The organism is Exiguobacterium sp. s43 (assembly GCF_018617255.1).
Lineage (GTDB): Bacteria > Bacillota > Bacilli > Exiguobacteriales > Exiguobacteriaceae > Exiguobacterium > Exiguobacterium profundum.
In genome coordinates this window covers 20,864-46,350 of the sequence record NZ_JACSJT010000003.1, presented here as the reverse complement: position 1 = coordinate 46,350, position 25,487 = coordinate 20,864, and the positions used below count along the sequence as shown (strand labels likewise).

At 49.8% G+C, this 25,487-nt stretch carries 21 protein-coding genes and 1 riboswitch; of the genes, 5 read left to right on the top strand and 16 right to left on the bottom strand.

The window, feature by feature from the left end; all coding sequences use genetic code 11:
- Positions 1–8: 8 nt before the first annotated feature.
- The 4 genes from KNO79_RS12590 to KNO79_RS12575 all read right to left on the bottom strand — a co-directional run bounded on the left by KNO79_RS12590 (position 9) and on the right by KNO79_RS12575 (position 4,170).
- The gene (locus KNO79_RS12590; protein ID WP_159563506.1) at positions 9–1,004 is read right to left on the bottom strand and encodes an aspartate-semialdehyde dehydrogenase; all 996 of its coding nucleotides are present in this window, start codon (positions 1,002–1,004) and stop codon (positions 9–11) included.
- Between the two features lie 12 nt (positions 1,005–1,016).
- Entirely contained in the window at positions 1,017–2,216 is a 1,200-nt protein-coding gene (locus KNO79_RS12585) for an aspartate kinase (RefSeq protein WP_078147890.1), read from the bottom strand.
- A gap of 114 nt (positions 2,217–2,330) precedes the next feature.
- Positions 2,331–2,510, bottom strand: a riboswitch (Lysine riboswitch).
- Positions 2,511–2,587: 77 nt separating this feature from the next.
- Positions 2,588–3,016: a GNAT family N-acetyltransferase gene (locus tag KNO79_RS12580; RefSeq protein WP_074037812.1), complete on the bottom strand. Its 429-nt coding sequence runs from the start codon at positions 3,014–3,016 to the stop codon at positions 2,588–2,590.
- Positions 3,010–4,170, bottom strand: a complete 1,161-nt coding sequence (locus KNO79_RS12575) for an alanyl-tRNA editing protein (protein WP_214691453.1) — start codon at positions 4,168–4,170, stop codon at positions 3,010–3,012. Before KNO79_RS12575 ends, KNO79_RS12580 begins: the two co-directional genes overlap by 7 nt.
- A 95-nt stretch (positions 4,171–4,265) precedes the next feature.
- On the opposite strand from KNO79_RS12575, the gene KNO79_RS12570 reads away from it, so the two are divergent.
- Positions 4,266–4,994 carry a GntR family transcriptional regulator gene (locus tag KNO79_RS12570; RefSeq protein WP_159563504.1) on the top strand — a complete coding sequence of 243 codons (729 nt, stop codon included), beginning with the start codon at positions 4,266–4,268 and terminating at the stop codon, positions 4,992–4,994.
- 28 nt (positions 4,995–5,022) lie between these two features.
- On the opposite strand, the gene KNO79_RS12565 is transcribed toward KNO79_RS12570, so the two are convergent.
- The 4 genes from KNO79_RS12565 to KNO79_RS12550 form a co-directional block, all read right to left on the bottom strand.
- Positions 5,023–6,126, bottom strand: a complete 1,104-nt coding sequence (locus KNO79_RS12565) for an LCP family protein (protein ID WP_074037814.1) — start codon at positions 6,124–6,126, stop codon at positions 5,023–5,025.
- A 150-nt stretch (positions 6,127–6,276) separates the two neighbouring features.
- Positions 6,277–7,041 (bottom strand): glucosamine-6-phosphate deaminase, encoded by a 765-nt coding sequence (gene nagB, locus KNO79_RS12560; protein WP_214691452.1) that lies wholly within the window; start codon positions 7,039–7,041, stop codon positions 6,277–6,279.
- Complete coding sequence (nagA, locus tag KNO79_RS12555; RefSeq protein WP_214691451.1) at positions 7,038–8,186, bottom strand: N-acetylglucosamine-6-phosphate deacetylase; 1,149 nt, start codon at positions 8,184–8,186, stop codon at positions 7,038–7,040. The genes nagB and nagA overlap by 4 nt, the downstream gene beginning before the upstream one ends.
- Before the next feature lie 119 nt (positions 8,187–8,305).
- Positions 8,306–9,664 (bottom strand): MATE family efflux transporter, encoded by a 1,359-nt coding sequence (locus KNO79_RS12550; RefSeq protein WP_211781723.1) that lies wholly within the window; start codon positions 9,662–9,664, stop codon positions 8,306–8,308.
- A gap of 40 nt (positions 9,665–9,704) precedes the next feature.
- On the opposite strand from KNO79_RS12550, the gene KNO79_RS12545 reads away from it, so the two are divergent.
- On the top strand, positions 9,705–10,478 hold the full coding sequence (locus KNO79_RS12545; protein ID WP_196431620.1) for a CHAD domain-containing protein: 774 nt from the start codon (positions 9,705–9,707) through the stop codon (positions 10,476–10,478).
- On the opposite strand, the gene glsA is transcribed toward KNO79_RS12545, so the two are convergent.
- Positions 10,475–11,416 (bottom strand): glutaminase A, encoded by a 942-nt coding sequence (gene glsA / locus KNO79_RS12540; protein ID WP_159563499.1) that lies wholly within the window; start codon positions 11,414–11,416, stop codon positions 10,475–10,477. The genes KNO79_RS12545 and glsA overlap by 4 nt on opposite strands.
- 48 nt (positions 11,417–11,464) lie before the next feature.
- On the bottom strand, positions 11,465–11,629 hold the full coding sequence (locus tag KNO79_RS12535) for a hypothetical protein (protein ID WP_214691450.1): 165 nt from the start codon (positions 11,627–11,629) through the stop codon (positions 11,465–11,467).
- Between the two features lie 115 nt (positions 11,630–11,744).
- Between KNO79_RS12535 and hemG the strand changes: the two genes are divergently transcribed.
- The 3 genes from hemG (at position 11,745) to KNO79_RS12520 (ending at position 14,562) form a co-directional block, all read left to right on the top strand.
- The gene (hemG, locus tag KNO79_RS12530) at positions 11,745–13,109 is read left to right on the top strand and encodes a protoporphyrinogen oxidase (RefSeq protein ID WP_214691449.1); all 1,365 of its coding nucleotides are present in this window, start codon (positions 11,745–11,747) and stop codon (positions 13,107–13,109) included.
- Complete coding sequence (locus KNO79_RS12525) at positions 13,106–14,188, top strand: TIGR04053 family radical SAM/SPASM domain-containing protein (RefSeq protein ID WP_214691448.1); 1,083 nt, start codon at positions 13,106–13,108, stop codon at positions 14,186–14,188. Before hemG ends, KNO79_RS12525 begins: the two co-directional genes overlap by 4 nt.
- 71 nt (positions 14,189–14,259) lie before the next feature.
- Positions 14,260–14,562 (top strand): hypothetical protein, encoded by a 303-nt coding sequence (locus KNO79_RS12520; RefSeq protein WP_214691447.1) that lies wholly within the window; start codon positions 14,260–14,262, stop codon positions 14,560–14,562.
- 31 nt (positions 14,563–14,593) lie between these two features.
- Here the strand turns inward: KNO79_RS12520 and clpB are convergent, their stop codons facing one another.
- From clpB to pcrA, 6 genes are all read right to left on the bottom strand, one after another.
- Positions 14,594–17,185, bottom strand: coding sequence for an ATP-dependent chaperone ClpB (gene clpB / locus KNO79_RS12515; protein WP_214691446.1), 2,592 nt, complete (start codon positions 17,183–17,185; stop codon positions 14,594–14,596).
- A gap of 19 nt (positions 17,186–17,204) precedes the next feature.
- Positions 17,205–18,074, bottom strand: a complete 870-nt coding sequence (locus KNO79_RS12510) for a DnaJ C-terminal domain-containing protein (RefSeq protein WP_214691445.1) — start codon at positions 18,072–18,074, stop codon at positions 17,205–17,207.
- A gap of 154 nt (positions 18,075–18,228) precedes the next feature.
- Positions 18,229–19,401 (bottom strand): CamS family sex pheromone protein, encoded by a 1,173-nt coding sequence (locus KNO79_RS12505; protein ID WP_214691444.1) that lies wholly within the window; start codon positions 19,399–19,401, stop codon positions 18,229–18,231.
- A 130-nt stretch (positions 19,402–19,531) separates the two neighbouring features.
- A complete protein-coding gene (locus KNO79_RS12500; RefSeq protein ID WP_214691443.1) occupies positions 19,532–21,010 on the bottom strand; it encodes an LPXTG cell wall anchor domain-containing protein in 1,479 nt (492 codons plus the stop codon).
- Positions 21,011–21,245: 235 nt separating this feature from the next.
- Positions 21,246–23,240 carry an NAD-dependent DNA ligase LigA gene (gene ligA / locus KNO79_RS12495; protein ID WP_214691442.1) on the bottom strand — a complete coding sequence of 665 codons (1,995 nt, stop codon included), beginning with the start codon at positions 23,238–23,240 and terminating at the stop codon, positions 21,246–21,248.
- Positions 23,241–23,249: 9 nt separating this feature from the next.
- Positions 23,250–25,466, bottom strand: coding sequence for a DNA helicase PcrA (gene pcrA, locus KNO79_RS12490; protein WP_214691441.1), 2,217 nt, complete (start codon positions 25,464–25,466; stop codon positions 23,250–23,252).
- Positions 25,467–25,487: the final 21 nt, after the last annotated feature.

The following is a 25,487-nucleotide window of genomic DNA, read 5'->3' as shown; positions in this document are numbered from 1 at the left end:
TCTCCTCCTTATTTCGTCGCTGTTTGACTAATCATACATTGTGCGATTTGAACGGCATTCGCTGCCGCCCCTTTTCGGACGTTATCTGCAACGCACCAAAGATGGAACGTATTGGGTTGTGAATCGTCTCGGCGAATTCGTCCGACATACACCTCATCCGTCCCGTTCGCATCGAGCGGTGTCGGATATGTCAACTCGGATGGATTGTCCATTAACACGACCCCTGGTGCATCGGCAAGGACTGCTTTCAGTTCTGCGACCGTCGCATCTCGCTCGAGCGACACCGTGATCGAGACCGCATGACTGTTTCGCACCGGCACCCGGACACAAGTGGCCGTCACCCCGAGGTTTGGCGCATTTAAAATCTTACGTGTCTCATCCATCATCTTCTGTTCTTCTTTCGTGTAGCCATTTTCTTGAAACACATCGATGTGCGGCAACACGTTATCATAAATCGGATACGGATAATTCGTCGGTTCCTCTCCGCGCGCACCGCGCTCGAGGTCATCGATCCCTTTTTGACCCGATCCCGATACCGCTTGATAAGATGTGTACGCGACGCGTGTCAGTCCGTATACTTCCGCTAGAGGCGCGAGCGCCACGACCGATTGAATCGTGGAACAGTTCGGGTTCGCGATGAGCGTTCTCTCCGGACTGAGTTCGACTCGGTTCACTTCCGGTACGATGAGTGGAATTCCTTCTTGCATTCGGAATGCACTTGAATTATCGATGACAATGACTCCTTGCTCACTCAACCGAGGGGCATATTGTTCACTGATGCTTCCACCTGCAGAGAAGAGTGCGATATCGATTGGGTCCGCATAAATCGCATCGGTCAATTCACGAATCACGATCGATTGCCCATTCACCTCGACCGTCTTTCCTGCCGAGCGGGCTGAAGCATAGAGTCTCAACTCGCTGATTGGAAATTCATATTCTGTTAAGACGTCAATCATTTTTTGTCCGACGGCACCTGTCGCACCGACGACTGCTACGTTATACATCATGCTACCCCCTTATAAGTGGAACCGGGCCGCAATGGCTGCGACTGCCGCTTCTACGTCTTGTTCTTGAATCGTATAGGAAATACTGATTTCAGACGTCGTGACTTGATAGAATGGAATTCCCATCTCACGGAATGTCGCGAAGAGCTCTGATGCGACCCCTGTCGCGTCTCGCATACCGATTCCGACGACAGAAATTTTTGCATGTTCCGTGTGACGATCGATTTTGATTTGAGGCAAGGTCGCTGTCAACTCCGCGAGCGCCTCTTCTAAAAACGCCTCTTCATCGAGCGGACATGTGAACGAGAGAAACACTTCGCCGTCGAATGCCGTCTGTGAAATCATATCGATGTTGACGTGTCGCTCTGATAATCGTTCAAAAATGTCTGCGACTCCCGCCGCCGTATGCGGAATATGTTTGATTGAGACACTGAGTACGTTCTTGACGACACTCACACTCGTGACTGCTTTCTGTTCCATCGCTTGCGTCGTATCCATGATCCATGTTCCTCCTTCGCTCGAAAGCGTCTTCCCAACAAAAATATTGACGTCATATTTCTTTGCGAGCTCCACGCTTCGCATCTCCATCACTTTTGAACCGAGTGCACTCATCTCCATCATCTCGTCATAGGAAACCGTATCAAGCCGTTTCGCCGTTGGATGGATTCGTGGGTCCGTCGTATATACACCCGCGACGTCCGTATAAATTTCACAACGCTGACTGAGGACGGCCGCCAGTGCGACGGCTGTCGTGTCCGAACCGCCACGCCCAAGGGTCGTGACGTCTCCCGCTTCATTCACGCCTTGGAATCCGGCGACAATCAGGACGTCGTATTGACGCAACTTCTCGTGTAACACTTCTTTCCGAATCGCTTTGATTTTGCTCTTCGTATGAATTCCCATCGTATCGATCCCGGCTTGCTGTCCCGTTAATGAGATGGCCGGTACGCCTCGCGAGTTCAAGGCGATACTGAGTAGACTGATGGTCTGTTCTTCTCCAACGGCGAGTAGCCGGTCGAGTTCGCGAATCATCGGGCGATCCGTGATTTGTTTGGCGAGCGACAAGAGCGAATCTGTCGTTTTGCCCATCGCCGATACGACGACGACCAATTTTTCACCGGTCGCCACACGTGTCTGTAAATAGTCCGAAATGGCTTGTATTTGTTCGATTGTGGCAACGGAGCTGCCACCAAATTTCAGTACGGTTGTCATCAAGTTCCCCACTTTCAAGATGTCCACCAACAGAAAAAGCGGCAGACCGGTAGGAAGCACTCTCCCTACGGTCTGCCGCTTGTACGCGCAGTTGAAAAACGATTAAAGAATCGTTCCGTAGATAGCGCTCCATGGTAGTTGACCATGGCAGTGTAGGCGTTATTCACGACTACCCCAGCCTTCATTCACACGCACGTGAACGTCGACTTCGGCGAATTTCCCCTTTCGGCTCGGTCCGGAGTGCGTCCGTTTCAACCAAGCTTACTCATGTCATTCGCAACCTCTATCTGTCAGTTGTTAGTATTAGTTATAACAAAACGAAATCTTCTTGCCAACCTTTTTTTAGAAAAATGGGCTATTTCAAAAAAGGATTACCATGTTTTTCGCATCATGCGGTGCGGGATATTGGCATCCAAAAACTCATCTCCGAACGCCTCGTACCCGAGCTTTTCATAAAACGGAAGCGCCGTCAGTTGTGCACCCAATCGTAGTTCAACCAACCCTTGACGTTTCGCGACACGTTCAACTTCAATCATAATGTCTTTCCCATATCCATGGCCCCGGGCCGATTGAATCGTCGCCACTCGCTCCACTTTTCCGACAGTCGAGTCGACTGGACGAAGACGCGCTGTCGTCACAGGTTCGGAGTCAAGGAGCCCGACCACATGTGTACACATATCGTCTAAATCATCGTATTCTAAACTCGCATCGATTCCTTGTTCCTGAACGAATACGATCTCCCGCACTTGTTTGGCCTGTTCAATCAATGCTGCTTCGTTTCCCGATTGAATGATCAACATGGTAAAACTCCTTCCTGCAATCGTTTCACGATTTCTTCGATTCCCTTTTCTAGTTCCGCTACGGATGTGAAACGCGCTTGGGCCTGCTTATGGCTTCCACCGCCACGACCGATTTTCATCTCTTGGAGCGCCGCTTTCAAGAATGTGCCGACGGCGATATCCTGTGTCCCGTCATGCATAACGAATAATTTCTGCGTTCCATAGTTGGCGCCAACGGCAATTCGCCCTGTTGCTGCGATTCGTTCGATGATGGCGGTCGTCAACGTTTCCGTTTCTGTTCTCCCGACATGTAAAGCCACATAGTTATCTTCTTTCAACACAGCCTCCACTTTCGCTTTGGCAATCCGTTCTTCGAGCGTTTTGATTTCTTTTTCACGTTCCAAACGAATCGTATGTTCTTCGATTACACGGGCTGCCACGGATTCATTCGTTGTCGAGAATGTATGGTGAATCGTCCGCAACGCTGCTCGCGCTTGTTGAGTCGCCTTGATCGCTCGACTTCCCGCCACATACGTCAAGCGGAGATTCCCCCTCACTTTCTTCATCGCCGTCACATGGATGGTACCGAGTTGTCCCGTTGTCTCCACATGAGTGCCACCACATGCATTGTAATCTAGACCTTCGATTTCGACGATGCGAATCATCCCCGTTCGGTCCGTCTCTTTCCGTAAGCGCGCCCGGTCTACTTCTTCTTTTGGGATTTCATAGACACGAATCGGACGGTTTTCAAAGATGACTTGTTGCATCTCTTGTTCAAGTGCCTCAACGTGCACCCAGTCCATCGTTGCCGTTTCAATCTCAATAGATGAATCGGTCTCTCCGATTCCAAAGCTAAGCGTCCGAATGCCATGACGGTCTTCCAAAATCGCCGTTATCACATGTTGAGCAGTATGCTGGATGGAATGATCCCGTCTGACGTCCTCATCGATTCGAACCTCTATCGTCGTGCCCGCTGGTAATGATTCTGACAAGAGATGCCATACTTCCCCGTCCTTGATTTGTACGTCCAGTACAGGATGCGTCCCAATCCATCCACGGTCAGCCGGTTGTCCCCCACCTTCCGCATAAAACGGGCTGTTCTCGAGTGTGTGCCAATGACCGTTGCCGTCTTCCTTTATTGAGGTCACGACTGTACTTGCTGTATATGGTTCCATCTTGTCCTCCACCTTCTCTCTATAATCTGTTCAGACAACTAGTTTAATTTCGTCTATAATGAAACATACATCTTCTCAGTCAGGAGCGAAATGATATGTTAGAAATCGATAAACAATCTCCGTTACCTATTTATTATCAAATTGAAGCGTACTTAAAGCAACAAATTGATGACGGATTGTTAAAACCAGGAGACACCTTGCCTTCAGAGCGTGAATTTTCCGAGCAATTTCACGTCAGTCGGATGACGATTCGTCAAGCCATCATGAACCTCGTCAACGCCGGTTACTTGAGCCGTCAAAAAGGAAGAGGCACGTTCGTCGCGAGTCAGAAGATTGCGATGACGTTATCGGGACTGACGAGTTTTTCCGAGGAAATCAAACATCGAGGCATGCGACCGCTCAGCCGTCTCTTGTCATACGAGGTCATTCCGGCAACGGATCGCATCGCGCAGCAACTGAGCATCCCAAATCAAACACCGGTTTATGAAATGAAACGGCTACGACTCGCCGATGATCACCCACTTGCGCTCGAAACCGCCTATATTCCCGTTCATTTATTGCCTGACCTGACGCAAGATGACGCGACGGGATCGATTTATGCTTATGCCGAACAGCATGGCTTACGCCTGAAAAATGCAACACAAACACTCGAAGCCCGGAGCGCCGGTCCAGAAGAAGCCAAGCTCCTCACCATTTCTCCGAACGCACCGGTATTGCTGATTGACCAGCGAACTTATCTCGAGAACGGTGACATGTTCGAGTATAGTCGTTCGCTCTTTCGTGGAGATTCATACTCCTTGACCGTCGCCATGGACCGCATATAAAAAAAGTTTGCCCGAGGGCAAACTTTTTTTATTGAGCTTCGTACGTTACCCCGCTCGGGTCTAACGTATACGACTCGAGTTCTGTATCGGACATCGGCTCGACACGATTACCGGCGTCCGCTTGTTGTACACGATAGCGTACTTCTTCAAGAAGCGGTTCGTTCAAGAAATAGTAGAAGTGTCCGTCATCTGCCCGGGCACCTTCTCCAGTCAATTGATATTGCACCGTATTGTGAAGCGCGCCAACATCTTCAATTAAACGCATATAGTCATTCGGGCCAAGTGTCGTCTGCATGTTGTCGCCGACGGCTTTCAAGACCTTGTCGTAATTGTTTAGGAGTGAAGTGCCGAGTGATTGTTCGAGCACGGCATTGATGACTTCCATCTGGCGTTGTCCACGACCGATGTCCCCACGTGGATCATCGTATCGATTTCGAACGTAGGCAAGTGCCTCTTCACCAGAAAGCTGTTGAAGTCCTTGTTCGATTTGAACTGTCTCACGTGACGCATCGTAACTGTTTTGTTGTGATGAGAACGGAACATCAATCTCAACGCCACCTACAGCATCAATGAAATCAACGAACCCTTGGAAGTTGAGCGAGACGACATGGTCGATTTCAACACCGACTAAATCTTCGATCGTGTTCGTCGCCATCCGCATCCCGTTGTTTGGATTCGATTCATCCATCGAACCAAAGTAGTAAGCGTGTGTGATCTTATCTTGGTCAAGTCCCGTCTTGCCATAAGGAATGTTATATCCCGTGTAGTCAATATTGACATACGAGTCACGCGGGATACTGAGCATCGTCGTCTGCTTTTCTTTCTTGTTTAAAATGACGACAATCATAACGTCCGATCGTCCAAACTCGCCACGCGCTTTCTTCTGTGGCGAAAGGTCTGTCCCTAAAACCAAGAACGTCTCCGTATCTTCTTTATCATAACGAGTCGGCTCAACCGTCGGGTCATCCTCTAATGTGACTTGGGTGCCTGACAACATATTGTGGGCTTTGTAAAACGCTGTACCGTAAATGCTAGATCCAGCAATAATCGCAATCAGCACGAGGGCACTAAATATCTTATAAAACGCAGACGGACCTGTGCGCTGTCTGCGAGCATGTGTTCTAGAATTCATATCGGTCTCCTTCGAGTCAAAATAATGAGCTTCACTCATTATAGAGGAAAGCGAGAAATTTGTCGAAAACGTTTTGATGACAAATTCATTTCTTTACATTTCCCCATAGTTGAACATAGAAAAACCCGCGGAGATGACTCCGCAGGTCCTTTAATCCCGAATGGTAAAAAATCGTGTTGCCGCTTCTTGTCCACGGGCTTGTAAGGATTCCGCACAGTGTGATGCCGCCGCCTCGTCGAGTACGACTGTCACACCAGGATGGGCCTGAAGGATCGTGGCCGGCCAGTCGACCGTCGGTACGCTCTCAATCATGTGATGCACCGCTTCCGCTTTCCGCTCCCCTGTCGCGACTAGGACGATTTCACGTGCGTTCATGATCGTATCGAGCCCCATCGTGATGGCGTGTGTCGGTACATCTTCTAACCGATCAAAGAATCGACGATTGGCTTCCCGAGTTGACTCCGTGAGTTCGGTCACATGTGTCTTCGCATCGAGCGCTGTACCCGGTTCATTGAAGGCGATATGCCCATTCTCACCAATCCCTAAAAGCTGTAAATCGACACCGAGTGTCCGAACAAGTTCTTCATAACGTGATGCTTCCACTTCCGGGTCCGGCGCGTCCCCTTGAGGGAGGTGACTTTGTTTGAATGGTACCTCATCGAAGAGTCGATCTTTCATGAAGCGGTTATAACTTTGAGGATGTTCGGGCGATAATCCGATGTATTCATCTAAATTGACGCTCGTCACGTGGCTACAGTCGAGCGCGTCCTGTTTAAACATCTGATACATCCCGACCGGTGTGCTACCGGTTGCGAGACCGAGTACGAAGTCATGTTTCCCTGAAATCCGTTCTTTGATTAGCGTATAGGCGATTCGTTCCGCATCGTTCGCCGTCTTTGCGACTAGTACATTCATCTTTGTTCCTCCCGTTCATATACGATTCGACCTTTGACAAAAGTCATCTGAACATGTGTCGTGTCATCCCAAACGACAAGGTCTGCATCAAACCCAGATTTGATGTCTCCTTTTGTCGTCAATCCGAATTCTTTGGCCACATTCGTCGAAGTCATTTTGACCGCTTCTTCCACCGTACATCCCGTATATGCCTGAATGTTTCGGAAGGCAGCATCCATCGTCAACACACTGCCCGCAAGGTTTCCGGCTTGAAGTCGCGCAGCCCCGTCCGCTACGATGACCGGTTGACCGCCAAGCTCATATTGTCCGTCCGGAAGTCCTTTTGCTCGCATCGCATCCGTGATGACGACAAGTTCATCTGCTCCTTTTAAGCGAAACGCGAAGTCGACCATCTCCGGACGACTATGGATCCCATCCGGAATGATTTCCGCGATGACCCCATCCTCTAAGAGACAATACCCAACCGTTCCGGGTTCTCGATGGTGCAACCCACGCATTTGGTTATAAAGATGCGTCCCGTGTTTGACGCCCGCCTGCTTGTTCTCTTCAAATGTCGCACTCGTATGGCCCGCCGAACCGATTGCACCGGTTTCGCGAAGAACAGCTTCAAACTCACGTGCACCTGGACGTTCCGGTGCATAAGTGACAAGACGGATATGACCGCCGGCAAGCTCTTGCCATTTCCGGAACTGCTCGGCATCCGGGTCGATAATATATTCTGCCGGTTGTGCCCCAGCCATCTCCACGTTGACAAATGGACCTTCCAAGTGGATTCCGATGAGTGTCGTATCCTGCGCTTCGATGACATTTCGGACTGCCTTCAATGCATGCTCAATCGCTTCTTTTGACTGCGTGATCGTCGTCGCGAAAAAGGACGTGACGCCTTCCTGTAGCATGTCGTTACTCAATCGTCGAAGTTTTGATTCATCCGCATCCATCGTATCGACTTCATATCCCCCATGGATATGCACATCGATGAGACCCGGTGTCACGAGCGCTCCAGCGACATCAATCACAGGCTCATCCTGTTGTTCAAACTGGTCCATCGATCCAATCTCATCAATCGTTTGACCATTCCATCTGATATATCCACGTTCCCATGTTTGTTCTGCTGACACGATACGAGCATTGATCAATGTCCCCATCGGTTCACCACTCCTTTTTGTTTTCCTCCATGTTATCATATCGGATAAAAGTATAGTTGTATAGACCAATTTTAAATAAATAAAAGATTGTTTACATTTGCGAACAATCTTCTCCTTTTTTATGTCGATTGAACCGTCCCGTAGCGCCGGACAATCCATACTAACCGGAGGAATAACAAGACCGCTCCGGCTGCGAGCCCGGCAATCAAGCCAATCCAATAACCGTCTGGTCCAAATCCGGCGTGCTCTGCCAAGACATACCCGAGTGGTAAACCGATGACCCAATAAGCGACGAGTGAAAGGACGAGCGTGATGTTGACGTCTTTAAAGCCACGTAATATCCCTTGGATCGGTGCCGCGACAGCATCTGACAGTTGGAAGAATACAGCGAAGATCATAAAGTGAGCTGCAAGGTCCACGACCGTCGGATCATTCGTATAAATAGCCGCGACCCGTTCGTTTTGCCAAAACAAAAAAGCACCGGAAAAGATAGAAACACCGAGACAGAGCGCGAGCCCGATTTTTGCATAGCGGACGGCATCCTGCAGTCGTTTCGCGCCAAGCTCATACCCCACGACGATCGTCAATGCGCTCGATGCTGAGAGTGGCAACATGTAAACAAACGAAGCGAAGTTAATCGCCGCTTGGTGAGCCGCGACGATTTGGTCACCGTATGAACTGAGCAATACCGTGACCGCCGCAAAGATGCTGACTTCTGCGAAAATGGCGAGCCCGATTGGCGTCCCAAGTTGTAACAGCTCTTTTTGTCGGAGCCAGACCATTCGTTCGGTCGTCCGTAAAAACTTGTATTCGCGGAATGGCTTCCCGTTTCTCACGAAGAAGAAGGCCATGAAGAAGAGTAGCCAGTACGTGATGCTTGAGGCAATTCCCGCTCCAACTCCGCCGTACGCCGGCACCCCCAGTTTTCCGAAGATGAAGATGTAATTTAATCCGACATTAATGGGTAACCCTAATAGTATGAGGATCATCGAGACTCGCGTCTTGCCCAAGGCATCCATGAGCGTGCGTAGCACATTGAACAGGAACATCGGCAAGACACCGAATCCAAGGGCAAGCAAGTATTGCGTCGCGATTCGTTTCCCTTCTACACTGAGCCCCATGCTCTCGATTGCCATCGGCACAAGGAATGAACCCAACGTCAGCGTGATTACGCTTAGCATGATGGCTAAATAGATACCTTGAAACAAGGTTCGTTGAATCTGTTGACGGTCTCGCGCACCAAGCGCTTGCGAAACGATCGGGGCCACCGCCAGCAAGATTCCACTCAGTCCGGTATACACCGGCATCCACAAGCTTGAACCGACTCCGACACCTGCCAAATCGACGGCACCCGCCCGTCCGGACATGACGGTATCAAAAAAGCTAATCAAATAAAAAGACACTTGCGTGACTAAAATTGGAAAGAAAATTGTGAAGAACAGTTTGATTTTTTCGTTTAATGAATGTGTTTGGTACATGGACAACCCTCATCTCTTTTTCAGAAAGGAACTTATAATCATGAATCAACGGCATGCAGAAAAGCTTAAATTTGAACTGCTGGAAACGTGGAACACGTTCAATCACTATGTGACGGAAGCCCTCACCTTCAACAATTCCGAGGATATTCATCGCGCTCGCGTTCATCTACGGAAATTGATCACGTTTATGCAACTATATGAAACGAAGCCGGCGACGTTCCGACAACTCAAACAATTGATGGAGGCGCTCGGTCATGTGCGCGACCTCGACGTCCTCATCGAAACGTTTGATTCCAAAACCGAACTCGACCATGCGTTTCTTGAAGCGATGGAGACAGAACGTGCCATCGCACGGACGATCCTTTCGACCCGCGTCAGTGAAAAAATGACCCCGTCGCTCGATCAACAAGTACGTCGTTTCATCGGCGGACCGTTATTTCGTGCGTTCAAAAAAACGAACGCCTCTCCGATGTTAGAAAAGGCGAAAAGCGAGCGCAAGCAACGTGTACGCGTCTATCACGAACAATCCGATGGAAAAGAACAGCTTGAAGCACTCCATAAAGTCCGTTTAGCCGTCAAACGCGAACGTTACTTACATGAGTACTTGCTAAGCTATGAATCGGATGCTTCGATGGACACTGTCCGCACGTTAAAAAAGATGCAAACTGAACTCGGTGATATGAACGACCATGACCAACTGTTAAAGCGTTGGCGCGCCTTCACCCCTCCAGCTGAACTACAGTCTGCATACGACAGAAAAATTGAAACATTACAGCAGGAACTCGATGCATCCGTGGAGCACCTCTCGATTTAGCGCGAAGTATAGCGCTCAATCAGTAGTTCCAACAACTTCATTCCGGCAATCGAGTTCCCTTTTGAATCAAGTGCCGGGCCAAATATGCCAAACCCAACGTTATTCAAGTCCAGTTCGTGGTTCCCGACCGCCAAGATGGCACCCGATACCCCACTTTTTCCCGGAAGACCGACCCGGACAGCGAACTCACCCGATGCATCATACATGCCACACGTCGTCATGATGGCCTTGACGATTCGGACGACCCGACGTGGAATCAACTCTTCGCCCGTATCCGGGTCTTCTCCATTCCCTGCAAAGACACGCCCGATTCGCGCCAAATCAAAACAATCAATCTCGATGGCACACTGTTTCGTATACACATCAATGATCTCATCGACGTCTCCATCCACAATTCCATGATGACGCATGAAATAGAGCAGGGCACGGTTCAAGTCGGTCGTCTCGTATTCAGAGCGGGCGACTTTTTCGTCGTACGTGACCTCCTCGACCGAGCGATTTAACAACGTCGCTAAAAACTGGCGGAACTGATAGATTTTGAGTTCTGCCGTCTCCCCCAAAATCATACTCGTCACCGCTAACGCTCCGGCGTTAATCATCGGATTCAGTGGTTTTGACGGGACCGTTTCCTCGAGTTTGGCGATGGAGTTGAATGCGTCCCCCGTCGGCTCCATCCCTACTTTCGAAAAGACATAGTCCTCCCCGAACTCCATCAATACATAACAAAGTGTGAGCGCCTTCGATACGCTCTGAATCGTAAACTTGTGATGAACATCCCCCGCGTGAATATACGTACCATCCGGCAAACAAATCGCCACCCCGAGTAAATCGTTTTTCACATGTGCGAGTTCAGGGATATAGTCCGCCACTTTCCCTTGAGCCGTGTACGGACGACACTCATCAACCAAGTGGTTCAACTGTTGTTCGAGTACATTCATTCCATCACCTCATGTTCCATCAAATTTCAACCGGGTCATCTTATCATATTATCCGTCCGGTGGTCCATCATCTTTATACCAGTCCTCATCCGCCCAAATCATCGGTGGACTTTCCTCATCTCCAACCAACTTTTCTCCATGCCGATTCATGGCCAAAATAAACCCAATTATGCCCACCATCACAAGAGTCGCAACGATGAGGAAGGAAGCCATTCCATCGTCCCCTTTCGAATTCGTGACAAATTTGTCTAGAAGTCCGTGACACTTATCCTATATCTCCGTCAACATTCTCGGTACCGTTAAGACGACAACAATTTTAGAGAAATGGGTGAATCAATTGAATCGAATCGCGATTATCGGAGGTGGCATCACCGGACTTGCCGCAGCCTATTATGCCAAAAAAGCCGGAGCTCATGTCACATTGATTGAGGCGCAGGACCGTCTCGGTGGAAAAATTAAGACCATTTATCGGGATGGTTTTACGTTAGAGACTGGACCCGACGGTTATATGGCACGAAAGCCGACCTTGACATCACTTATTACAAGTCTAGGTCTCGCAGATCAACTCGTCCGCTCCAGAACCGGGACTTCTTACATTTACGTACGGAAGCAACTGAGACAGATGCCGGCCGGATCGGTCATGGGCATCCCGACCAAGTTTTGGCCGATGGTCAAAACGGATCTCTTTACTTGGAGAGGAAAACTTCGCGCCGGATTCGATCTCGTGATTCCACGCGTGTATGCAGGAGAGGATATCTCGCTCGACCGTTTCTTTCGGACGAGACTTGGCTCCGAAGTAGTTGATACAATGATCGAACCGCTTCTGTCAGGGATTTACAACGGGACACTCGATGACATGAGCATCGAGTCTACTTTCCCTCAGTTTATCACGATTGAACAAAAAACTCGCAGTCTGATTCTCGGAATGAAAGCACTCACTCCTCCCGTCCAAGCTGGTGTAAAGCCGTCCGAGACTGGTAAGTTCCTGTCAATTGAGCAAGGACTCGGAGCACTCGTCGAGGCGCTCCGTCCGTCGATTGATCGACTCATGTTAAAGACGGTCGTTCAATCCGTTCGACCTCATGAAGTCACATTTGCCGATGGGACGATCGAACAGTTTGATGGCATCATTATGGCCACATCGCCGCATGCACTCGGACCTTTGCTCGGATTCCCGGAAGCCGAACGTTTGTCATCGTTAAAACGTACCTCTTCGATGACCGTACTCGCCGCCTTCGACGAGTCAGAAGTGGATGCGTTAGATGGAACCGGCTACGTCATCGCCAAATCGGAAGGAAACGCTTTGACCGCTTGTAGCTGGATGCATAAAAAATGGCCACACCTAGCACCTAAAGGAAAAGCATTGCTCCGCATGTATATCAGTTCAGAACATGTCCCGTCCCTGCTCCATGAAGAGGATGATCTAATCGCAAACTTCGCTTTAGGCGAACTTCGACGCATTCAAAAAGTCGGGACTCCCCTCTTCACGAAAGTCGAGCGACACATTCAAACGATGCCACAGTATGAGGTCGGTCATAAACAGGACGTCCGCGCGTTCGAAGAAGCACTTTTGAAGTGGGACGGCGTCGAAGCGTGTGGCGCCATTCTCCATGGGGTCGGATTACCTGACTGCGTCGATTCCGCCAAACGGGCGGTCGATCACTTACATCTTCGACAGGCGGTGACGGTATGAAACGTATCGACTATAATGAGAACCCGTTCATCGTCATTTGGGAAGTCACACGGGCCTGTGCGCTCTCCTGCGTCCACTGCCGGGCAGAGGCACAATTTCATCGTTACGAAAACGAACTCGACACGGAAGAAGGGAAAGCATTGATTCGCGAGATTCATGCGATGGATAACCCGATTCTCGTCTTTACGGGCGGTGATCCTCTCATGCGTGAAGATTTATTTGAATTGACCGCATATGCTTCCTCCCTTGGGATGCGCGTCTCCATGACACCTTCAGCTACACCTCGTGTAACTCACGATGCCGTGAAACGGGCAAAAGCAGCTGGTTTGTCACGTTGGGCCTTCTCTATTGACGGACCGGACGCCGTGACGCATGACTACTTCCGCGGTACACGCGGCAGCTTCGACCGTACCATTCGAGGAATCTCATATTTCAGAGAAGAAGGGATGTCATTTCAAATCAATACGACGGTGACCGAATACAATGTCGATCGATTACCGGAAATGGCGAGACTCGTAGAATCCCTCGGTGTATCCGTCTGGACGCTCTTTTTCCTCGTGCCGACCGGACGCGGATCCCTGTTACAACCCATTACACCAGAGCGACATGAGGAAGTATTGAAATGGGCGTTCTCCATACAAGAGACGGCACCCTTCATCATCTCGACGACGGAAGCCCAATTTTATCGGAGAGTCGCCCGCCAAGAAAATCAGCGACGCCGGGCAGCAGGACTCCCTCCAATCGGACATCCACATGACGATTTGGCGAAAGCTCCTCGTGGGACGAATGACGGCAACGGATTCGTCTTTATCTCACATACAGGGGACGTACAGCCGTCCGGATTTTTACCGATCACCTGCGGAAACGTCCGAACGACACCTCTCGCCGATATTTATCGCCATCATCCGACATTCAAGGCACTACGTGATCCGGATAGTCATCACGGAAAGTGTGGGTACTGTGAGTATCGTTATCTATGTGGTGGTTCGCGTGCTAGAGCCTATGCGGTCACTGGCGATTTCAAAGAATCAGAACCGTACTGTATCTATCAACCAGAACGTCCTCTCGTTTCACAATAACGATTCCCATTTATTTCCTCTCCGTGTAAGATTGGATTATATGAATCTGATGGTGAAAAGAGGGTGTGTCCGTGCAGACTTTACCGATTGACGGATTGTTCTATATTGGGTTAGGTACAATTTTCATTGTTACGGCTTTACTTGGGTTCGGAATCAAGCAATTGACGAAACAAGGCATGGCGGGATTTTTTGTTCTCCTCGCAACGAGTCTTGGCTTTTTCTTTTGGCTACTGCTCTGGTTCCAAGAAGCGACCCGTGCCAGCTTCATGGGAACAATTCCATGGGTATTCAACTCATTTTTTGGGACGGTACTCTACCTCATTTTTATTGGGATCAGTTATTTGATTTTGAGCAGAGAACGTCGGCATACATAAAAGAGGAATCCGATTTTGGATTCCTCTTTCTTTATGCATTGACTGTCGATGGGCGTAATGTCAACGCCCCGTTCTCGACATCGATGATGACCGTTTGCCCATCCTCGACGTCTCCAGCGAGGATGCTACGGGCAAGTTTCGTCTCAATCGTCCGTTGTACATATCGGTTGATCGGTCGCGCACCAAATTGAGGTTCATATGCTTCGTCAGCAACGAACGTTTTGGCTGCATCGGTGATGTCGATATGAATCGAGCGTGTCGTGAGCCGTTCACTCATCCGTCCGACCGCTTTCTCGACAATCTGACCGATTTGATCTTTCGTGAGCGGATGGAACAGAATCGTTTCATCGACCCGGTTCAAGAATTCAGGACGGAAATGACGACGGAGTTTGTCGAGCACTTGACGCTCTTCGTCCTCATCAATCACGCCATCTTTCGCCGCTTCGAGCAAGATGTCCGCCCCAATGTTCGACGTCATAATGACAATCGTATTTTTGAAGTCGACGATGCGCCCGTGCGAATCGGTCAATCGACCATCATCGAGCAATTGTAGCAAGATATTGAAGACGTCCGGATGCGCTTTCTCGACCTCATCGAGTAAGAGAACCGAGTACGGGTTACGGCGAACCGCTTCCGTCAACTGTCCACCTTCTTCGTAACCGATATAGCCAGGAGGGGCACCGACGAGACGCGATACGGCATGTTTCTCCATATATTCACTCATATCCAGCCGAACGATATGGTCTTCTGAATCAAACATCGCTTCCGCGAGTGCTTTCCCGAGTTCTGTCTTCCCGACCCCCGTCGGTCCGAGGAAAAGGAATGAACCAATCGGACGGTTTGGGTCTTTGATGCCAGCACGTGCTCGAATGACTGCATCGCTGACAAGACGAATCGCATCATCTTGTCCGAACACACGTTTATGCAAAACCGCTTCTAGATTGAGAAGCTTATCACGCTCTCCTTCTGTCAGTTTCGTCACCGGGATCCCCGTCCATTTCGAGACGACCTCGGCGATTTCTTCTTCCGTCACTTCTTCACGCACGAGCTCACGCGTCACCGAACTCGCCAACTGTTCCGCTTCTTCTAGTTCCCGCTCAAGTTCCGGGATTCGTCCATATTTCAGTTCCGAGGCCCGGTTCAAATCATAGCGACTCTCTGCCTCTTGTAACTCGAGACGTACTTTCTCAAGGTCTCCACGGATTTGTTGTACGCGGTGCGTCGACTCCTTCTCATTCTCCCAACGGAGACGTAACGAATCAGACTGTTCACGGATAGAAGCCAATTCCTGTTGGAGCGCCTCAAGTCGCTTCATGGAAACGGCATCGCTCTCTTTTTTAAGAGCCGCCTCTTCGATTTCAAGCTGCATGACCCGACGGACCAATTCATCAAGCTCAGCTGGCATCGACTCCATCTCTGTTCGAATCATCGCACACGACTCGTCGACGAGATCAATCGCCTTGTCCGGCATGAAGCGGTCCGTGATATAGCGATTGGATAGCACAGCCGCCGCGACGAGCGCGTTGTCATGGATGCGTACCCCGTGGTGAATCTCAAAGCGTTCTTTTAAACCGCGCAAGATGGAAACCGTATCCTCGACATCCGGTTCAGCGACAAGTACTTGTTGGAAACGCCGCTCAAGGGCCGGGTCCTTCTCGATATATTGGCGATACTCGTCGAGCGTCGTCGCACCGATACAATGCAGTTCGCCTCGGGCGAGCATCGGTTTCAACATGTTACCGGCGTCCATCGACCCCTCAGACTTTCCTGCACCGACAATCGTGTGAAGTTCATCGATGAAGAGGATGATGGTGCCTTCCGCTTCTTTCACTTCGGACAAGACGGCCTGTAGACGTTCCTCGAACTCTCCGCGATATTTCGCACCGGCAACGAGGGAGCTCATATCGAGGCTGAAGATGGTTTTGTCTTTCAAACTTTCCGGTACATCTCCACGAACGATGCGCTGGGCGAGCCCTTCGACAATCGCTGTCTTCCCGACCCCTGGTTCTCCGATGAGGACAGGGTTATTTTTTGTTTTTCGACTTAGGATTCGAATGACACGACGAATCTCACTGTCACGTCCGATGACAGGATCGATTTTACCTGTCTTCACTTCTTGAATGAGGTCGCGTCCGTATTTCGTCAAGACATCATAAGTCGCTTCAGGCGACTTCGATGTGATGCGACGGTTCCCACGCACAGCGACAAGCGCCTCACGGAGTCGTTCTTCGGTGACACCTTTCCGTTCGAGCATCGTCTGTGCCTGACTGCTGTTCAACAAAATACCGAGTAGAATATGTTCGACCGATACGTACTCATCATTCATCCCCGTCGCTTCTCGTTCCGCAGTCGTCAAGACGCTTAAGAGAGAGGCTGAAATCATCGGTGTCGTCGGGTTTTGGAGTTTCGGCGCATGTTTCAGAGAAAGCGCGACTTCTCCTTCAATCTCTGACACGTTGATCTCCATTTTTTGAAACAGCAACGGCGCAATCCCGTCCGTCTGTGAAATCATTGAGGCCAATACATGCCACTCATTGATTTCGCTATGATGATACTGTTTCGCTAACGCTTGTGAACTGACAATGCATTCATGTGCTTTATCGGTGAAACGATTAAAGTCCATCACGATTCCTCCTTATCCATTAACGTTCGATTTTTTCATATACAGCCCGGTACGTCTCATCAAGCGGCAGGTCGACTTCAAGCTGCACGAACAAGTCCGACCGTACTTTCGAACCGGTCATGACACCTCGGCCCGGAATACGCATCCGTTGTCCCGGACGGCTTCCCGGTTTCACTTTCAACTTCACGCGTCCCCCGTCGAGTGTCGCAATGATGACGCTCGTCCCGTCTAAAAACTCAAGCGGTCGCAAACGTTTCACTGTCACGATATGCTCTCCTTCGCGACGATACGTATCGTCATCGGCAAAGTGAAGTTCGACATATACATCACCTCGGTTTCCCGATTGTCCGACCCGGCTTCCCTTTCCTTTCAAGCGCAACTTCTGACCTTCATAAGCACCTTGTGGAATTTTGACGTTCACGGTACCCGTTTGAAGACGCAGACTCACTTTCGACTCTTTCGTCAATTGACTAAGCGGGATGTTGACACGAACGGTCTCATCCAAGTCTTCGTCGACCGCTTGGTCAAAGAAGCTTCCGAACATATCTTCAAACCCGAACGTCCGCGAAGTCGTACGTGACCCCCCGCCGAATTGTCGGAAGAGATCCTCGAATTGAGATGAGCCTTCCCCGTAAGCTTCCCCACCGCCTCCGAACCCTTGTCCGAATGACGGTCCATCTGGGCTACCATATCGATCATAGTTCGCCTTCTTCTCCGGGTCGCTCAACACGTCGAACGCCTCTTGAATCGATTTGAAGCGATCCTGTGCCCCAGGATCTTTATTGACGTCCGGATGGTATTGTTTCGCCAGTTTCCGGTATGCGCGTTTAATCTCCTGCTCGGTCGCTCCTTTGGAAACACCAAGCTCATCGTAATAGTTTTTAGCCATATGGATTCACCTCACCTATCCCTTTCCCGTTTCTGTTAACTCTATTCTACTCATTTGGTCAAATAAGGTCAAAGATTATCCTTTCACTTTTCACTTTCACTTTTCATACGAAAAAAAGAAGAGATTCGTTTCAAAAAAACGAACCTCTCCTCCTTTAGAAGTATACTTTCGGACTATCCATTCCGTCCTCGAACACAATGGTCACTTCAGGGTCTCCACCGAGGGATGTCACGTTAATTCGAACCGGAACGTTCCGATTATATTCCCAACGGTTTTCAAGCAAGCCGACAACGTGTTGTGTGAATCCGACGAGCTCAGCGCGACTGTAAAACTGAATCGGGATATCAATCTCCATTCTCGATAAATCTCCATTCTGATAAAAACCTTTCCCGATCATCCCGCTATAGTCCGGGAAAAGGTCTGCGATCCGATCGCTGAAGAGCGTAAACTTCTGAGCGTCCTCGCGTACGTCAGACGTCGCTGATGTCGACGGGAAGTAGTAGTACTTCTCATCGATCGCTTTCCAGTCGTCCGATTTGACCTGATCCGCCGTCCCAACGAAAGCCGATTTGATATAGTTCCCCGGTGTCGGTGAACCTTGTGTCGATTTCATATAGAGCGCGACATTGATATCGAGATCCTTGAAGTCTTCCCGCTTCCGTAATTGGGAGACGAGCTCGTTCGCCATACGTTCCCCTTCTGCGATCACTTTCTTTTGATCGAGTTTGACGGTGTACGTTGGACCATAGTTCGGTGCTTGGAAGACATACTCACGGTTCAATATGAGTGCAAACGATACGCCTCCAACCTTATACCCGCTGTCCTCTTTCGTCATGTAGTTCTGTTCGACAATGGAAGCTAAATAAAGTGGTGATTTCTTGTTTGCGTCGACAAACTTGTCGTCTTCGACTTCTGCCTTGCCATCCGCATATGCCGGGTTCAAGGGTGTCAATCCTTCATTACTTTTATCTTTCCGTGCAAGTAAACGGGACACATCCTCCGCATTCAACAGCTGTCCCTCTTGATAAGCGAACTTTTCCGGGTCGAACGCGTCCGTTGAATGACGCATGAGACCGAGTTCGACTTCTTCGAGTTCTAACGATGAACTGACTTGACGTTGGGCGAGACCTCTCGCCGCCGCCGGTTTGAACGGAATGACCATCTGGTAATAAGAGTCACGGGCTTCGATCGCTTGTGTGACGCCTTCGGCCGCTGTTTCGTCCCCTGTTGGTGTCGCTTCTTCTTCACCCATCGGTATTTTCATTGAACATCCGCTCAACAATAGCGCAGAGGCGATTGTCGGGATGACGAGTTGTTTCCATTTCATCTATGTCTAGCTCCTTTGAACATCGTTTCCTATTTCACTTTGTCCATTATAACAAAATCGTTCCACGAAAAAAGTATCGAAGCGGAATCAGAACAAATCCCTTCTCGAATGAACGAGAAGGGATGTCGATTTATGGTTTCGTTGACGGGTGGTTGCGACGAATCAACAGTAGGAGTCCTGACGCGAAGAGAAGTGTACCGAGCATGACGTGCCACAAATCATCCGCTTCGCCTGTCATCGGAAGTACGCCTTGTGCGTACGAATCGGCTTCATCGATGTGCTCGACTCGTTTCGCTCCACTCTCTTTGACAACGACTGTCACGGCAGGTGGTGTGGTTTTCACCTCTGTCTTCTGTTTGTTAGCGTCTTGTTTCGGCTCTTCTTTTACCGGAACAGGTTGCTTCACTGCTACCGGTACGTCGACAGAGTGAGTAACCGCAATCCCTTCATCCACCTCAAAGGTGAATGTGGCACGTTGAATCAATTCAGCCCCGGCTCTCATATCATAAGATGTGAGGAGCGGAAGCTCAAACGAGAACGTCACTTCTTCTTCCGGACCGAGACCGTCTCTGAAGGCAGGAATCGCTTCGACTAGCTCTGCGAATCGTTGATTTGCCAGGTGTTGTTCTTCTTTTGTCAAGGCACCGCTTGGCCATGTAAGAACTGCTTTCGCTAAAAACAGGGTGACTCTCGAAGGATTGGTTATCGTATACGTATAACGAACGGGCTCTCCCGGTTGAACGGTCGCTTTCTCAACCGTTGCATTCACGGTGAAGTCTGGTGTTTGCAAAAGGATAATTTGTTGACTTTCTGACGTGACAACCCGGTCGAATTCATCCACTCCGGTCACCCGAAAGACACTGCCGATCTCAGGATGAGCGTCGAACGAATATCCGATCTGAATCGCTAAAACTTCTGTCACTTCCACCCGTTCCCCCGGCAAGAGACCGTCTTCTCCTATTAATTCATGCAAACGATCAAATACGTGTTGATTGAACGATTCGATTGATTGATGATCGATGTCTCCGCTCACATACTCATGAGAGAATTCTGTCACCGTCATCGGCGTGTCTCCTGTGTTTTCTACAATGAACGTATACGATATTTCGCCTCCGACAACGGCTCGGTCGACTGCGGCGATGTTGATTGCTTCAACGGCGAGCTTCGGTAACGTCGGTTCAGTCGTCGGCTCTTCGACGACTGGTTCTGGTTCAACCGGTGGCGTCACCTCTTCTGATGGGTCTGGTTCTGTGACTACAGGCGGTTCCTCCACTTCGACAGGATAGGCTTCCGTGACAGTGTGTGGAGAAAACGTATACGGTACACCTTCCGCATCATAGAGCGTGATGAGGTCAATCAACGAGTCGTCTACTACTTCCGCATCAATCATAAATCGCCAAACGTCAGCTGATTCACGGACCCCGTAATACGTGATTCCTTCATAGACAAGACTTGATTCATATAATGTTTCGCTTTCCTCATCTGTCAAATTCACTTGGATATACCGGAACGTGGTCGTGTCCGCTTTGGCGGTGGGCACCCCAAATAAGGTTGAAAGGAGCATGAGGATGGTAAATACGGCAACGAAGCGCTGGATGTTGTGTGTCATGATGTTGGTCCCTCCTCTAAGGTGAAAACAAGCGCTCGAATCGCAATCGTTCCGATGACGACGTTCACCACGTAGAGGAATGAGAGGAATGTGTGTGTGAAAGTCATGGTGTCAAAGGGTTCTCTCGCAAAAATATATTAGCATTTTGATTTAGTTAATCTATACCCCTCACACGCTTGTGCGAACCTGCTCAATCCCAATTATTTCCGAAAAAAACGTTCGCCGAAGCGAACGTTTATGCTTGTTCCTTTAAAAAGTCGAGCAGCTTGGCTTCATCCCATACTTCGATTCCGAGAGATTCGGCTTTCGCCAGCTTCGAACCTGCCTTTTCACCGGCGACGAGCAAGTCTGTGTTTTTACTCACGCTCCCTGTCACACTCGCGCCGAGGAGTTCAAGCTGCTTCCCAGCCTCGCCACGTGTCATCTCATGCAATTTCCCCGTCAATACGACTGTCTTCCCAGAGAGCGGTGCCCCTTCAGTCGTTGGACGCTTCATTCCTTTGAATGATAAGTTCACACCTGATTCCGCCAATTCTTTGACGAGTTCACGTGCTTCTGGTTTTTCGAAATAGAGGACAATCGATTCGGCCATCTTCGTCCCGATGCCATCGATGGATGTCAACTCTTCAACTGTCGCAGCGATGATCGCATCCATCGTCTCGAACCGTTCTGCAATTAAAGAAGCGGCCTTTTGTCCGACGAGTCGAATCCCGAGGGCGAAGAGCACCCGTTCCAATGAATTTTGCTTCGATTGTTCGATTGCTGAGAGCAAGTTCGTCACTGACGTCTCGCCCATGCGCTCGAGTCCAAGTAAATCATCTCGGTCCAAGCGATACAGGTCGGCCACATTATGGACGAGCCCTGCTTCGTGAAGCTGCGTGATCACTTTCTCGCCGAGCCCGTCGATGTTCATCGCTTGTCTCGACACGAAATGGATGAGTCCTTCAAGCAGTTGAGCCGGACATTCCGGATTGACGCAACGATGATCCGCCTCTCCTTCGAGTCGAATCAACTCCGACCCACACGCCGGACAATGCGTTGGGAATTCAATCACCCGCTCTTCCCCACTCCGTTCACTCGCCAATGCCGATACGACGGCCGGAATGACGTCTCCTGCTTTTTTGATGACGACTCGGTCACCGATATGAAGGTCTTTTTCTTTTATAAAATCTTCATTGTGAAGCGTCGCATACGTCACGGTCGAACCTGCCACAGAAACCGGAGCAAATCGCGCCCGTGGTGTGACCTTCCCTGTACGTCCGACACTGAAATCGACGTCCTCAATCGTCGTCACAACTTCTTCTGCCGGGAACTTGTACGCGACGGCCCAGCGGGGACTTTTAGCGGTGAAACCAAGTTGTTCCTGTTCTTCATACCCGGCCACTTTGATGACGATCCCATCAATTTCATATGGGAGGTCACTCCGTTTCGTCACGTATGTCTCAATGTAATCCCACAGTTCATCCGCTGTCTGGCATGTTGTATAATCTCCGCTCACAGCGACACCGAGTCGTTTCAAATAATCGAGTGACTCGTCATGTGACGCGACAAGATCGTCTTGCGACACCAAACCGTATGCGAAGAACGCCAAGTTTCTCGACGCCGCAATTTTTGAGTCAAGTTGTCGAAGTGAACCGGCAGCTGCGTTTCTCGGATTTGCGAAAAGTGGCTCACCGACACGTTCTCGTTCATCATTCAATTGTTCGAACGAACGTTTCGGCATGTATGCCTCACCACGCACTTCAAACGTCACGTCCTCATTTAATCGAAGGGGAATGGAACGAATCGTCTTCAAGTTTTGCGTGATGTCCTCACCCGTCGTCCCGTCCCCGCGCGTCGCACCACGAAGGAGACGACCATTCTCATATTTTAACGAAACGGCGAGTCCATCAAATTTGAGTTCCGCCACGAATGTCGGTGTGTAACCGAGATCTTTCTCGATTCGCTCCACCCATTCCACAAGTTCCTCTTTCGAGAAGACGTTTCCAAGCGAGAGCATCGGTGTGTCATGTGTCACTTTGACGAATGCGTCGAGCGGCGCTCCTCCGACGCGTTGCGTCGGGGAGTCCGGTGTTCGAAGTTCTGGATAATCGGTCTCGATTTGAATCAATTCGTTCATCAATCGATCATACTCCGAATCCGGCACGCTCGGACGATCGAGCGCGTAATACTCGTATCCGTATTGATTTAACGTTTGACGTAGCTCTTCTACGCGTTCTGCCATCTCCATATCCTCACCTCACGCTTTTTCGATAGGGGCAAACTTAGCCAACAGGCGCTTGATACCGACTTCTGGGAATGCGATGTCGACTTCGAGTTGGTCGCCTTCACCACGTGTCTGCACGACCGTCCCTTGTCCCCATTTCTTATGATTTGCTTTGTCGCCGACGTTCCACCCGACTGTTTCGGCACCGGACGATTGGGCGAGTTTCGGCTTCGGTTTCGAACTAAAGCCATTCACCGGTAACTTCCCTGGTGACTCGACCGGATTCCATGGCATTGGTTTTCTCGCCTTACCGGACCGCTCCAACAACGTTTCCGGCAACTCATGCAAGAATCTCGACTCCGGGTTGTTTTGGAAGCGACCATATAGCATCCGTGACTGGGCACGCGTCAAATAGAGACGCTTCTCGGCACGGGTGATTCCGACATACGCGAGACGACGTTCTTCTTCCATCTCTTCCTCGTCGTTCAAGGCACGGCTGTGCGGGAAAAGTCCTTCTTCCATTCCAATCAAGAAGACGACCGGGAATTCAAGTCCCTTCGCCGAGTGCAACGTCATCAACGTGACTTGATGCGACTCATCGACTTCATCGAGTGAATCGAGGTCTGAGACGAGCGTCAAATCGGTAAGGAAGGCGACGAGCGTCTGTTCATCGCTCTCTTTCTCAAAGTTTTGGGCGACTGACAGAAACTCTTGCAAGTTCTCGAGTCGGCTTTCCGCTTCAAGAGTCTTCTCGATTTTGAGCATCTCTTCATATCCTGTCTTTTTCAATACCTCTTCGACGAGTTCTGAAATGGAGAGGTAGTCCGCCATCTGCCGTAAATCCAGCATCATTTGGCGGAATTCCGCGAGTTTCGTCGCAGTGCGTGGGGCGATGCCTGACAATTCGATGTCACGAATCGCATCCATAAGTGAGACGCCTTGCATATCTGCAAAGTCACCTAGTTTATCAATCGTCGCGGCACCGATTCCGCGTTTCGGCTCATTGACGACGCGAACGAACGAGATGTCCTCATCCGGGTTGGCAATCAATCGCAAGTATGCGAGGACGTCCTTGATCTCTTTTCGCTCATAGAACTTCGTCCCGCCGACCATTTTGTATGGGATGTTCGACTTGAGGAGCATCTCCTCGAGTCCACGTGATTGAGCGTTCGTCCGATAAAGGACCGCCATCTGTCCGTAGTCCATCCCTTCCATCTTCAGCTCTTTCATCTGATTCATGATGAAGAACGCTTCGTCGCGATCGTCCGATGCGACATGGAGCAACAGTTTCTCTCCTTCGTCATTTTCAGTCCACAAGTTCTTATCTTTACGGGAAGCGTTGTTTTGGATGACACCGTTCGCCGCCTCCAAAATCCGTTTCGTCGAACGATAGTTTTGTTCGAGCAAGATGACATGTGCGCTCGGATAATCTTTCTCGAACGTCAAGATGTTGGCGATGTCGGCACCGCGCCAACGATAAATGGACTGATCCGAGTCCCCCACGACACACAAATTCTCGTGTGCCTGCGCGAGAAGTTTGACGAGTGTATATTGGGCACGGTTCGTATCCTGATACTCATCGACATGGATGTACTTAAATTTTTTCTGATAGAACGCCAACACATCCGGCGCTTCTTGGAATAAGTGAATCGTCTTCATAATCAAATCGTCAAAGTCGAGAACATTATTTTGTTTCAACTTTTTCTCATACGCTGTGTAGACGTCCGAGATGATTCGCTCGTACGGATTGTTCCCAACGAGGGCAGCCGCATCTTTCGCCGTACGCAGCTCATTTTTATGATTTGAAATCATCCCGAGAAGGGTACGCGGTTCGTACTTCTTCGGGTCGAGGTTCAATTCTTTCAACACCTGTTTGATCGCTGTCAATTGATCTGAGGCATCTAAAATAGAAAAGCTCCGGTCATACCGGATGCGATCGATATCACGTCGTAAAATCCGGACGCACATGGAGTGGAATGTAGAAATCCAAATGTCCTCGGCGACACCACCCACAAGACGCGCAATCCGATCTTTCATTTCTCGTGCTGCCTTATTCGTGAACGTGATCGCTAAAATGTTCCACGGTGCCACTTGCTTCGCCGCCATCAAATAGGCGACACGATGGGTCAAGACACGAGTCTTCCCAGACCCTGCACCCGCCATAATCAACAGCGGGCCATCCGTATGCTTCACCGCTTCTGCTTGTTCCGGGTTCATCCCTTTGACTAATTCTTCGCTAAGATTATACATAATTGTTTCCTTCCTTGTTCC

Bases quoted from the DNA above. Each gene is read 5' to 3' on its own strand.
- nagA (WP_214691451.1), bottom strand. From the start codon at position 8,186: ATGGGGACATTGATCAATGCTCGTATCGTGTCAGCAGAACAAACATGG.
- KNO79_RS12550 (WP_211781723.1), bottom strand. From the start codon at position 9,664: ATGTACCAAACACATTCATTAAACGAAAAAATCAAACTGTTCTTCACA.
- KNO79_RS12500 (WP_214691443.1), bottom strand. From the start codon at position 21,010: ATGACACACAACATCCAGCGCTTCGTTGCCGTATTTACCATCCTCATG.
- pcrA (WP_214691441.1), bottom strand. From the start codon at position 25,466: ATGTATAATCTTAGCGAAGAATTAGTCAAAGGGATGAACCCGGAACAA.
- KNO79_RS12575 (WP_214691453.1), bottom strand. From the start codon at position 4,170: ATGGAACCATATACAGCAAGTACAGTCGTGACCTCAATAAAGGAAGAC.
- ligA (WP_214691442.1), bottom strand. From the start codon at position 23,240: ATGGAGATGGCAGAACGCGTAGAAGAGCTACGTCAAACGTTAAATCAA.
- KNO79_RS12525 (WP_214691448.1), top strand. From the start codon at position 13,106: ATGAAACGTATCGACTATAATGAGAACCCGTTCATCGTCATTTGGGAA.
- KNO79_RS12545 (WP_196431620.1), top strand. From the start codon at position 9,705: ATGAATCAACGGCATGCAGAAAAGCTTAAATTTGAACTGCTGGAAACG.
- KNO79_RS12585 (WP_078147890.1), bottom strand. From the start codon at position 2,216: ATGACAACCGTACTGAAATTTGGTGGCAGCTCCGTTGCCACAATCGAA.
- KNO79_RS12510 (WP_214691445.1), bottom strand. From the start codon at position 18,074: ATGGCTAAAAACTATTACGATGAGCTTGGTGTTTCCAAAGGAGCGACC.
- KNO79_RS12590 (WP_159563506.1), bottom strand. From the start codon at position 1,004: ATGTATAACGTAGCAGTCGTCGGTGCGACAGGTGCCGTCGGACAAAAA.
- KNO79_RS12580 (WP_074037812.1), bottom strand. From the start codon at position 3,016: ATGTTGATCATTCAATCGGGAAACGAAGCAGCATTGATTGAACAGGCC.
- KNO79_RS12570 (WP_159563504.1), top strand. From the start codon at position 4,266: ATGTTAGAAATCGATAAACAATCTCCGTTACCTATTTATTATCAAATT.
- KNO79_RS12565 (WP_074037814.1), bottom strand. From the start codon at position 6,126: ATGAATTCTAGAACACATGCTCGCAGACAGCGCACAGGTCCGTCTGCG.
- KNO79_RS12535 (WP_214691450.1), bottom strand. From the start codon at position 11,629: ATGGCTTCCTTCCTCATCGTTGCGACTCTTGTGATGGTGGGCATAATT.
- KNO79_RS12505 (WP_214691444.1), bottom strand. From the start codon at position 19,401: ATGAAATGGAAACAACTCGTCATCCCGACAATCGCCTCTGCGCTATTG.
- nagB (WP_214691452.1), bottom strand. From the start codon at position 7,041: ATGAATGTACTAGTCGCAAAGACGGCGAACGATGCGGAACGAATCGCC.
- clpB (WP_214691446.1), bottom strand. From the start codon at position 17,185: ATGGACTTTAATCGTTTCACCGATAAAGCACATGAATGCATTGTCAGT.
- glsA (WP_159563499.1), bottom strand. From the start codon at position 11,416: ATGAATGTACTCGAACAACAGTTGAACCACTTGGTTGATGAGTGTCGT.